This is a genomic window from Microbacterium sp. JB110, assembly GCF_003335195.1.
Lineage (GTDB): Bacteria > Actinomycetota > Actinomycetes > Actinomycetales > Microbacteriaceae > Microbacterium.
Map to the genome: position 1 here is coordinate 32,048 of NZ_QPGM01000012.1, position 11,055 is coordinate 43,102.

At 68.2% G+C, this 11,055-nt stretch carries 10 protein-coding genes and 1 tRNA gene; 2 read left to right on the forward strand and 9 right to left on the reverse strand.

Annotated features, from left to right (window positions below):
• Positions 1–182: 182 nt before the first annotated feature.
• From CIK77_RS17080 to CIK77_RS17095, 4 genes are all read right to left on the reverse strand, one after another.
• Positions 183–971 (reverse strand): inositol monophosphatase family protein, encoded by a 789-nt coding sequence (locus tag CIK77_RS17080; protein ID WP_087055027.1) that lies wholly within the window; start codon positions 969–971, stop codon positions 183–185.
• A 10-nt stretch (positions 972–981) separates the two neighbouring features.
• The gene (locus tag CIK77_RS17085) at positions 982–1,962 is read right to left on the reverse strand and encodes a hypothetical protein (protein ID WP_087055026.1); all 981 of its coding nucleotides are present in this window, start codon (positions 1,960–1,962) and stop codon (positions 982–984) included.
• A gap of 209 nt (positions 1,963–2,171) precedes the next feature.
• Positions 2,172–2,253, reverse strand: a tRNA-Tyr gene (locus CIK77_RS17090).
• Positions 2,254–2,431: 178 nt separating this feature from the next.
• Positions 2,432–2,911 (reverse strand): FBP domain-containing protein, encoded by a 480-nt coding sequence (locus CIK77_RS17095; protein WP_332841622.1) that lies wholly within the window; start codon positions 2,909–2,911, stop codon positions 2,432–2,434.
• A 155-nt stretch (positions 2,912–3,066) separates the two neighbouring features.
• On the opposite strand from CIK77_RS17095, the gene CIK77_RS17100 reads away from it, so the two are divergent.
• Complete coding sequence (locus CIK77_RS17100) at positions 3,067–3,555, forward strand: YajQ family cyclic di-GMP-binding protein (RefSeq protein ID WP_087055025.1); 489 nt, start codon at positions 3,067–3,069, stop codon at positions 3,553–3,555.
• 69 nt (positions 3,556–3,624) lie between these two features.
• Here the strand turns inward: CIK77_RS17100 and CIK77_RS17105 are convergent, their stop codons facing one another.
• The 5 genes from CIK77_RS17105 to CIK77_RS17125 form a co-directional block, all read right to left on the reverse strand.
• On the reverse strand, positions 3,625–4,227 hold the full coding sequence (locus tag CIK77_RS17105; RefSeq protein ID WP_170934132.1) for a SagB/ThcOx family dehydrogenase: 603 nt from the start codon (positions 4,225–4,227) through the stop codon (positions 3,625–3,627).
• A 79-nt stretch (positions 4,228–4,306) separates the two neighbouring features.
• Positions 4,307–4,582 carry a YrhK family protein gene (locus tag CIK77_RS17110; protein WP_087055023.1) on the reverse strand — a complete coding sequence of 92 codons (276 nt, stop codon included), beginning with the start codon at positions 4,580–4,582 and terminating at the stop codon, positions 4,307–4,309.
• Positions 4,583–4,730: 148 nt separating this feature from the next.
• On the reverse strand, positions 4,731–7,604 hold the full coding sequence (locus CIK77_RS17115) for a YhgE/Pip domain-containing protein (RefSeq protein WP_170934131.1): 2,874 nt from the start codon (positions 7,602–7,604) through the stop codon (positions 4,731–4,733).
• Between the two features lie 11 nt (positions 7,605–7,615).
• Positions 7,616–8,224, reverse strand: a complete 609-nt coding sequence (locus CIK77_RS17120) for a TetR/AcrR family transcriptional regulator (RefSeq protein ID WP_087055021.1) — start codon at positions 8,222–8,224, stop codon at positions 7,616–7,618.
• A 103-nt stretch (positions 8,225–8,327) separates the two neighbouring features.
• Positions 8,328–9,317: an alpha/beta hydrolase gene (locus CIK77_RS17125; protein WP_087055020.1), complete on the reverse strand. Its 990-nt coding sequence runs from the start codon at positions 9,315–9,317 to the stop codon at positions 8,328–8,330.
• A 250-nt stretch (positions 9,318–9,567) separates the two neighbouring features.
• On the opposite strand from CIK77_RS17125, the gene CIK77_RS17130 reads away from it, so the two are divergent.
• Positions 9,568–11,055: DEAD/DEAH box helicase (locus CIK77_RS17130; protein ID WP_147271157.1), on the forward strand; the 1,488-nt coding region annotated here is incomplete at its 3' end.

Below are 11,055 nucleotides of genomic sequence, written 5' to 3' on the forward strand. Positions count from 1 at the left end.
GGACTAGGTAACGAACTGGTAACTAGGGTAACGGGTCCGTCTGGGAATTGCCACTTCCGACACGGGGTGTGGATGAATATTCCGACAGTTGTCCACAGATCGCTTCTCCATCGCGCCCCGGACACCCGCGGTCCAGATGCACCGTGATCCCTACTTCGGTGAAGCCTCGCCTGCGGAGCGAACTACGGCGCGACGGTCTTGTAGAGGCGGTCGAAGATCGCGGGACTGCCGCTGACGAGCATTGCTCTGCCCTGTTCATCCGGAGCGTGCCACCCCAACTCGCCGCCCGCTTCAGTCACGAGAAGCGCGCCAGCCGCATAGTCCCACGGGTTGAGGCCGCGCTCGTAGTAGGCGTCCATGCGCCCTGCGGCGACGTAGGCGAGATCGAGGGATGCGGCGCCGAGTCTGCGCAGGTCGCGTGCGAGCGGCATCACTCGCTGCACGACGGCGAGCTGATCGGCGTGCGATGCGGGGTCGTAGCCGAACCCCGTCGAGATCAGCGCTCCGGCCGTCACGTCGTCCGTGACGGTGAGCCGCTCCTCCCCCAGCCATGCGCCCTGCCCTGCGGCGGCGGAGAACAGCTCACCCAGGGCTGGCGCATACACGACTCCGACCAGGGGGCGCCAGGTCCGCGGGTCGTTCCCCTCGACGACGGCGATGCTCACGGCGTAGGTCGGCATCCCGAACGCATAGTTCACGGTGCCGTCGATCGGGTCGACGACCCAGGTCACGCCGCTGCCCCCGCTGGCCTCCCCTGACTCCTCACCGAGGAATCCGTCGTCAGGCCGCACCGCCGCGATGCGCTGCTTCACCAGTGCTTCGACCTCGCGGTCAGCCTCGGTCACGATGTCTGCGAGCGTCGACTTGCTCGCGGCGATCGACACGCCTTCGAAACGCCGCCGCTGTGCCAGGTCACCCGCTTCGATCGCGATCTCGCGTGCCAACTGCTGCAGGTCTGAAAGGTGCGCCATGCTCCCTACGCTACCGGTGCTCGGGTGGCGCAACACCGGGCGACGGCGTCGGCGGAGCAGGCTGCGGAGGAATCGGCCCCGGTGTCTGCGCGGCGCCGCCCTGGTGCGACTGCGGCTGCTGCGGAACCGGAGCTGGCTGCGCGGGGGCGGGCTGCGGAGACGCACCCCAGAACTGCGCACCGGGCGACGGCACGCCCGTCTGCGCTGCCGCGAAGTCGGGCTGCCCGTTCGGCAGGTACGGCAATGGCGTGCGACCGTCGGGGAACACCGGCCATGGCTGACGGCCGCCCGCCGCCGCAGGCTGCCCGCTCGGCGCCCCAGGTGCGCCGGATGCCGGAAAGCTCGGCACCATCGGTCGAACCGGTCGCGGAGCGAACAGAGCGTTCAGCAGGGGCACGAGCAGTGTGCCGACGCTCGCAAGGATGGCGAGCGCAACCGTGACGCGCCAGTACCAATCGCTGAAGTGGATCAGGTGCGGAACGGCGAAGTAGAAGGTGAGCATGCCGACGAGCGCTATCAGGAACACGGTCGTCACGATCGCGATCGTGCGCGTGAGCCCGGTGACGTAGCGCGCATGCGAACGCCAGTGGAGCCGCTGATGCAGCAGTGCCAGCTGGACCAGACCGATGACGAGCAGCAGCTCCCACAGGCGCACGGCCTCCCAGGCGAAGGTCTCCTCCTCGCCGCGCGGCGCCCAGATCTTGAACGCGCCGACGAGCAGCACGACGACCCACGACGCTGTGCTTGCGAGCACGAGCCAGTCCGCACGCCTGTTCGCAAGGTTCGCGTCGAGCAGCACGGCCCCCGAGAAGCCGGAGAGCAGGAGCACGGTGAGGAACGCACGGCCGATGAGGTCGCCCTGATCGGGGATGAACACCCAGACGACGCACACCACCGCGGCGAGCACGAGCGCCCCGATGGCGATGTAGATCGCCCCGCGGACGAGCTTCGACATGCTCTGCTTCGGTGACGTCAGCTCAGCTTGGCTCATGCGTCGATCCTGTCACGCGCCCATGACATCCGGAATGGGGAGCGGTGCCCTGTGGAGACGCATCGCCGCACCCTTGTGGAGAACAGACGCGCTCGCCCCACCCACGCTTCGTGGCCTACACCCCCAAAGTGTGCCCCAGAGGCGATCGACAGAATGGAAAAGCCCCGCCTCCCTGTGTTTCTTTGGGGAGGCGGGGCTTCTACTCGGGGTGGCGGGTGAGGGATTCGAACCCCCGTAGGCAGTGCCAGCTGATTTACAGTCAGCCCCCTTTGGCCGCTCGGGTAACCCGCCGAGTGCGCACCCAACCGACTTGTTCAGCCGATCGGAGGCGCGATCAACCATATTACCCACGCCCGGTCCGCACCAAAAATCGACTGGCCAGATGGCGAGTCGCGCGCGCCGCCTGCGCCGGACACTCAGCGACATCCGGATGCGCCCACGCCGCAGGACCCGGATGTCGGAACTGTGATCATTCGTTCCGAACGATCTGCGCGACGAAGTTCCGGACGCGGCGTGCGGTGTTGTCGATCTTCATGTCGACGCTCGCACGGTATTCGTTCGGGGCGAGCGGCATCGCGAGGCGGACATTCTCGTGGCACGACATGTCGGAGCAGATGTAGGTGCCGACGCTGTTGCCATGACGGCCTTCATCCCCTGCTTTTCTTGCCGTGAACAGCGCGACCTGATTGCCCGGCTGCATCGTGCGGCACAGGTTGCAGAACGACGGGTGCACGCCGGAGCCGCCCTGCGCGCGGCGGAGCACGATCGCAGCCACGGCGCCGTCGACCTCGGCCGCGATGTACCCGCGCCCCCGAGCGTGCGGATCCGGCCAGGCCAGGAAGTCGGTGTGGTCCCACTCGACGAGCGGGAAGTCGTGCGGCGCTGCGGCCACCCGCAGCTCATCGTCCGTAGCGTTCACGAACGAGTCGAACAGCTCGTTCTCGGTCATCGGCCGCATGCGCACTCCCCATCCGATTCGGATCATCCGGACATCGGCCATTGTAGGAACCTCACGGCGGGCAGTGGGCCGATGCTACGGGCACTCGGTAGGCTGATGGCCACAAAGCCGGATGGGCGCAAGCCCCGACACGGAGGTGCCGACCTATGGCAGACAGTTCGTTCGACATCGTTTCGAAGGTGGATCAGCAGGAGGCCGACAACGCGCTCAACCAGGCGCGCAAGGAAGTGGAACAGCGCTACGACTTCCGGGGCACCGAGACCTCGATCGCGTGGAGCGGCGAGCAGATCCTGATCAAGGCGAACAGCGAGGACCGCGCGTCGGCTGCACTCGATGTCTTCCAGTCGAAGCTCATCAAGCGCGGCATCTCGCTGAAGAGCCTGGAGTCCGGCGAGCCGCAGGCCAGCGGCAAGGAGTACCGGATCGTGTCGTCGCTGAAGGACGGCATCGACCAGGAGCACGGCAAGAAGATCACGAAGATCATCCGCGACGAGGGCCCGAAGGGCGTGAAGGCGCAGATCCAGGGCGACGAGGTGCGCGTGTCGAGCAAGAAGCGCGATGACCTTCAGGAGGTCATCCAGCTGCTCAAGTCGAAGGACCTCGACGTCGACCTGCAGTTCACGAACTACCGGTAGGGCACCCTGCTGGACTGGAGTTTCCGGCTTCCGGCCCGCGCAAGACGATGGGTGACAGGTAGCTCAGCGTCAGCCAGACGCAGCCGTGCCATCACGCGTTGCTCGACCGAGAGGCATGACCGCCAGCAGTTCGTCGCCGGGCGGAACGATGCTCTCCGGCAGACGCCGCACCGCCTCATCGTGCACCCCGGCGATCAACGCCGTTCCGAGATCGAGCCCGGCAGCGACGAGATGCACCGTCTGTGCGATCAGCCCGATCTCCATCGCGATGAAACGCTCGCCGCGCCCTTCTGCCTGCGACGTGAACTCGGCACGCTCCGCACCGACGTTCGCACTGAGCACGAGAAGCACCGGGCACGCGACGGCCCACGCCGCGTCGATCGTCGACTGTGCAATCAGCTCGCGATGATCCCCGTGCTCCAATGCCCGGAGACCTCCGCTGCCGGTGATGCGATAGCTCCCGGCGGCCAGTCCGCGAACGTCCCCGACGACAACCGTCGCCGTCACCGGGTACCGTGCGTGCGCCGATCCATACGAACGACGGCCATCCGGAGCGACACCGAAAACAGCGCTGAGCAGCCCATGAAGCTCCCCCGCGCGCAACGAGGTCCCGGCAAACGACTTCGTCGACTGCCGCGCGGCCAGCAGCACGTTCAGATCGTCAGCACGCATCTGCCTGAGCATACTGAACACTGCCGCGCCTGACATCCGCCCCAGGCAGCGAGAGCGCCGGAGGCTGCAGTCCGTCCCGTCAGAAGTCGTCGCTGGATTCCGTCGACGACGAGCCCACTCGACGCACGTGGACATGGCGCACCAGCCTGATCGCGGGTCGGCACAGCAACTGGACGCTGCCGACCAGGAACAGCCATGTTCCCACCGTCGAGGTCTCCGAGGAGAAGAACAGGATGCTCCCTACGATGAACCACACCGCGATGAGGATGTCGTTGACGATGCTCAGCACCTCGTATCGGCGGCGCAGCACGATCTCTTCGTGACCGATGCGGATCAGGATGTCGGTGTCGCCCATACGGCCAGGCTATGGTGCGAGCCGCGTACGACGAAGCATCCCGGCGCCTTTCCTGCCGGAGAGCGCCGGAACGTGATGCGCAAGTCCGACCCGCCGGTCGGCGGTGCGGGTGGTATCCCCATCGCCCTGGCCGTCGACCGAGCGAACATCAGCTTCTTTCTTCGTCTTCCGATTCGGCAGACTCCGTTTCCGGCTCCGGTGCTGGATCGTCGTCGCACTGCTCGACGCCGGTCGAATCTGCACCCGGCGCCTCGTCGGAGGCAGCGCTCGGCTCATCCGGTGATTCGGCACGACCCTGCGTCGCCGACCTTGCCGATGCAGAGCGTTCCTCCGCCGATGCGGTGGGCTGCGTGTTCTCCGAGTCAGCGCTCGGCTCCGCCGCAGCACCGGCGTCGACATCCGCTTCGGCGTCGGCTTCCAGAGCGTCCGCCGGTTCGATGCCCTCCTGACCCGTGATCTGGGCATCGTCGTCTGCGGGCGCCGGTCGGTCCACCGGCAGCTGCGTCGCATCCGGCTGGTCCAGGACCGCGGCAGCAGCGACAGGTGCGAAGGCCTGCGTGGGTGCATCGGACGCATCAGCGTTCCCCGAACCGACCGCGGTCGCGGCCAGCACAGCTGGCGTCGCAGCGACATCCGGGACCTGCTCACCCAACGCCTCGTCAACGGCGCCCCGGCGCTCCTTCCGCAGCGCCACGATCGACGCCGCGAAGCTCAGCGCCAGCGCGCCGGCCAACCAGATCGCCAGCACACCGATCGCCAGGCCGATGCCGATGCCGCCGCCTGCGATGAGCGCGCGGAACGCCTCGACGGTGTGTGTTATCGGCAGCGCGTTGTGGATCCACTGGTAGAACGCCGGCGCTGTCTCGACCGGATAGGTACCGCCGGCGGAGGCCAGTTGCAGCACGACCATCACCAGCGCCACGAAGCGACCTGGCGATCCGAACATGGCGACCAGGGCCTGGTTGATCGCGAGGAACGTGATGCTGGCGAATGCGGCGAGCGCGAACAGTCCCGGCAGGTTCGCCGCCTCGACTCCGACCCAGAAGTGCAGCGAGGCAACAGCTATCGTCGCCTGGATCACGCCCATGATCGCGCCGGGCAGCAGGCTGCGCAGCGTCAGCAGCGCGGCGGGGCGACGCCGCGTGAGCGCGCCGACATTCATCGCCGGGGCCATCATGTAGAACGACATGCCGCCGACCCACAGCGCCAACGACAGGAAGTACGGTGCGAGACCCGCACCGTAGCCGGCCACCTCGTTGAGCCGCTCGGAGTCGAGGGTCACCTGTGAAGCGGCCACGCCGCCGAGGTGCTTCGCCTCGCCCTCGGTGTAGCTCGGCACCTCCTCTGCGCCGTCCTCGAGACCGTCGCGCAGATCGCCGCTGCCGTCGGCGAGCTCGCCGAGGCCGTCGTTGAGCGTGTCGGCTCCCTCCGCCGCCGACTCGGATCCGGTTGCCGCCGAGCTCGCCCCGTCGGCGAGATCGTGCAGCCCACTGGCCAGCTGAGAGGTTCCGCTCGACAGTTCGCCTGCTCCGTCCGCCGCCGTCGCGATCCCGTCGGTCAGCTGCGGGGTCTGCGCGGCCAGCTGGCTGGTGCCGTCGGCCACCTGAGCCGAGCCGTCACGCAGCTGATGCACGCCGTCGACCGCCTGTCGCGCCTGCTCCAGCTTCTGCTGAGCATCGGCGAGCACCTGATCGATATCATCGCCGATCTCATCGACTGTCGACTTCACATCCTGCGCTCCCGATGCGAAGCCTTCTGCGCTGCTCACCAGCCGCGTGAGACCGTCGCTGCCGCCGCCGACCAGCCGCCCCGCATCGTCGGAGGCTCCGGATGAGGCTTCCGCTGCCTGTGACGCAGAAACGACCACACCATCCGCGTCACCCGTCAGCTGCTCGAGCGCCGCCATTCGCTCGGTGTCGCTCATCGTCGCGTACCCGTCGATCAGCCCCCGCAGACCGTCGCGCACCCCCTCGGCGCCGGCGCTGACGTCGCCGGACTGCGCCGCGGCGTCCGTCGCCTCATCGCGCACGCTCTGCGCGTCCGACAGCGCCTGACCCGCCGTATGCGATACCTGCTCGGCGGCGCCTGCCGTCTCGTCGATCCCGTCCCTGATGTCCGAGAGCCGGTCGGCGAGGTCGCTGACCGCATCGATCACGGGCTGCACCTGAGCGACGACCCGGTCCGCCTGATCGCTCAGCTGCGCCGTGCCATCCGCCACCTGCTGAGCGCCGTCATTCAGCTTCGCCGTCAGATCCGGGAGCGATGCCGTCTTCGACCGCAGCTCACCGAGACCGTTGGCCAGCTGCGACACCCCTGCTGCAGCCTGATCCGCGCCCGTCACAAGCCGCCACGCGCCGTTCTCGAGCCGCAGCGTGCCGTCGTGCAGCTGCCGGATCCCGACGACGAGCTCGCCTGAGCCGTCTTCCGCGTCGCTCGCGCCCTCGGCCACCTGCGTCGCACCGTGGGCGGCGTCGACCAGGCTGCTGTGCACGTCTGTGAAGCCGAGATAGATCTTCTCGAGGTACTCGCTGCTGACCTCGCCGCGCAGCGAGTCGGTGACCGCCGTGCCGATCGACGACGCGATGTTGCCCGAGATCATGTTCAGGCCGTCGTTCGTGCGCACATCGAGCTTCGCGCTGGAGGCCTCCGCCGCGTCGTCCTCGCCGACGGAGACGACCTTCTCGGAGAAATCCGACGGAATCGTGAGCGCGGCGTACACGCCGCCGTCGTCGAGCGCCTCACTCGCCTCGTCTGCCGACATCTCGATCCAGTCGAAGTTGTTGCTCTCGGTGCTCTCGAGCAGTGTGTCGGCGAGCTCGTCGCCGACCTCGACCTGCTTCCCGTCGGGATCGGTCGCTCCCTCGTCCTCGTTCACCACGGCGGCCGGCACCGTGTCGAGATGGCCGGTCGGGTCGATGTTCGAGTTCGTCAGAATGCTCGAGTAGATCAGCGGCACGAGCGCCAGCGCCGTGAACACGACGACGGCACCTGCCGTCTTCTTCCAGGATCGCTTCTCACTCACGGACGTGTTCCTCACTGCGCGACCGCGCCCGAGCGGTCGGCTCGCGTCTGAACGGCGATGCTGGTGACGAGCAGCTGCGAGACCTCATCTGCGGCGGCGGGAACGGACGCAGGGCTCGCACCTTCCTTGAGCCACGCGACGACGAGCCAGGTCGCCCCGGCCGCGAGAAAGGTCGCTGTGCGGGCAAGGTGTGCACGGTCGGCGCCGGCGCGGGCGGCATCGCCGAGCGGTGTGAACGCCATCATCCGCTCAGCGAGGTACTCGACGACGCGCTCCTGGAACGCGTGGGTGTCCGACTCCTCGAGCACGCGGCGGTAGTAGGGGCCGGAATCGAACAGGCGCTGGATCAGATCCCGGATGACTGGGCGAGCCGTCTGCTCCCAAGTTTCGCCGTCTGGCAGCTCTCGGGAGACGCCGTCGAACAGCTGCTGCAGCTCGTCGACGCCCGCGGCCGCCACCAGCGACGGAACGTCACGGAAGTGCTGATAGAACGTCGGGCGGCTGATCCCCGCCGTCGCGCACAGTTCAGTGATCGTCGGCAGCTTCTCGGTGCCGCCGCGCAGCGACTGATCGATCGCCTGGACCAGTGCTTCACGCGTGCGAACGATGCGTGCATCCATCAGAACCCCTCCGCCATTTGTTTACATACGTAATGTACCTTACGTATGTAAACAACTCAACACGGATGGGACGCGAGCATTGCTCGCACCGAAGGAGACACGCTCAGAGGTAGGCGCGCGTCCAGCGGTCGAGCCGCCCGTAGGCCTCGCGCCGCGCTTCCGGACGGGAGAGGAACACGTCGTGCAGTGCGCCCGGGATGCGCTCGATCGTCACCGAGGTGCCGAGATTGAGCGCGGCCTTGGCGACCTCGTCGACAGCGAGCACGGTGTCGGCCGCGGCCAGTTCGTCGGTCCACTTGTTGGGCATGGCGCTGCGCGTTGACAGCATCACGCACACGGGCGCGGTCAGGTCGAGACCCTTCGCGACCTCGCGATGCCCGTCGAGCACGGCGTCGAGCCAGCCCATCGTCGGAGGCGGCGCCTCCGACGGGCGCCAATGCGGGTTCGGTTCCGTCGGGTCCGCGGCATCCGCGGATTCCTGCTGTGCGCGCCAGTAGAAACCGAGGTCGATCGTGGGCACGATCGGTTCGCGCGGTCTGAGCCTCGCCCCGAGTTCGAGCGCCGGGGCGATGGCCGCGCGCCCGAGTCTGCCGAACTGGAACTCGAGCCACGGCGAGTTCAGGATGATCGAGTGCGCGATGCCCGGGTTGCGCGCGGCCCACAGGCTCAGCACAAGACCCCCGGTGGAATGCCCGACGAGCACCAGCCTCCGCCCGTCCCGTCTGCCCATGTGCGCGAGCGCCGCGGCGATCTCCTCGTCGTAGGTGCGCAGATCCCGGACGTAGCCGGGCAGCTGCCCATCACGCAGGCTGCGGCCGTAGCGGCGCAGGTCGAGCGCGTAGAAGTTCGCTCCCCTGTCGGTGAAGAACGTGCCGAGCCTGCGCTGGAAGAAATAGTCGCTCCAGCCGTGCACGTACAGCACGTCGACGTCGTGCAGCGCCGGCCTGCGGAACAGTCGCCGCCTCGGGCGGTGACGCACGAAGGTCGCGACGATCTCGCCCGGCTCATCCGGATCCTCCGGAGTCATCGGAAGGGTGAGCTGCTCATATCCGCCGCCGAGGACATCGGGAACCCAACCCTCAGCATTCGTCATGCGCTTCAGAGTAGCGCGGCCGAATATCGCGGTGCGCACAGGCCGGCGACAGCTGTGACTGATACCGTATGAGAAGCGCGCCGATCGGTGCGCGTCGTCGCGTCTTCATCGAGCGCCGCATTCGCGGTATTACACGCTCAGCGACTATCGCGGCGAACGGATCCGGCACCCGCCGAGTTCGCCACCCCTCCCGCCTCGCCGCGCCCGAGAGCGCCGCCGCGCGGGTCCTTCGAAAGAGAACCAGACCACAGTGTCAACTGATTCCCCCTCGTTCGCCGATCTCGGCGTTCCCTCCCGTCTCGTCGATGTCCTCGTCGCCGACGGCCGTCCGACTGCCTTCCCGATTCAGGAAGCGACCCTGCCGTCGACCCTCGCGGGGCGCGACGTGCTCGGCCGAGGCAAGACAGGCTCGGGCAAGACCCTTGCATTCGCGATCCCGATGGTCGCGCGCATCGCCGAGTCGGGCTCTGCTCGTCGCGGCGGCATGCCTTCCGGGCTGATCCTCGCGCCGACCCGCGAGCTCGCCACCCAGATCGCGCGCGTCGTCGAGCCGCTCGCGCAGGCCGTCGGCCTGAAGACCACGACGGTGTTCGGCGGCGTATCGCAGCGCCCGCAGGAGACCGCGCTGCGCGGCGGCGTCGACATCGTCGTCGCCTGTCCCGGCCGCCTCGAGGACCTCATCTCGCAGAAGATCGTCTCGCTCGAGCGCGTCACCGTGACGGTGCTCGACGAGGCCGATCACATGGCAGACCTCGGCTTCCTCCCCGGCGTCACACGCCTGTTGTCGCAGACACCGGGCGGCGGTCAGCGACTGTTCTTCTCCGCCACGCTCGACAACGGCATCGACAAGCTCGTGCGCCGCTTCCTGAGTGAGCCAGTGCACCACTCCGTCGACTCGGCCGAATCGCCGGTCTCCGCGATGACGCACCACGTGTTCGAGGCGGGGTCGACTGAGGCGAAGACCGAGCTCGTGCGCACGCTCGCGTCGGGCAGGGCCCGCCGGCTTCTGTTCACCCGCACGAAGCACCAGGCGAAGAAGCTGGCGCGCCAGCTGACGTCGAAGGGCATCCCGGCAGTCGACCTGCACGGCAACCTCTCGCAGAATGCGCGCGATCGCAACCTCGACGACTTCTCGTCCGGCCGCGTGCGCGTGCTGGTGGCGACCGACGTCGCCGCTCGCGGTGTGCACGTCGATGACATCGAGCTGGTCGTGCACGTCGACCCGCCGGCCGAGCACAAGGCATACCTGCACCGCTCCGGCCGCACCGCCCGCGCCGGATCGTCGGGCGACGTCGCGACGATCATGCTCTCGAGCCAGCGGCAGGACACCAAGCAGCTGCTGCGCCGCGCGAACATTCAGGTGACGCCGCAGCAGGTGACGGCATCGCACCCCGCGGTCTCGGCTCTCGTCGGCGACGCGGCGGAGTTCGTCGCTCCCGGTGCCGGTCTGCCTGGGGCAGGAAACCCGCCAGCACCGGGTGCTTCAGGCGGCGGCACCTCCCAGGGTGCGAACGCGCGCCGCAAGCGCGACAACCGCGGCGGTCAGGGTGGCCAAGGCGGACGCGGCGGTCAGGGCGGACGCGGCGGTCAGGGCGGACGCGGCAGGGACGCAGCCGGACAGAACGAGTCAGGTCAGGGCGGCCGCCGGCGCGGCGGCCAGGGCCAGGGCGGCCAGCGCTCCGGCGGGAACAGCCGTTCCGCGACGACCTACTCGACGTCGACCGGCGGCGGCTCGTCG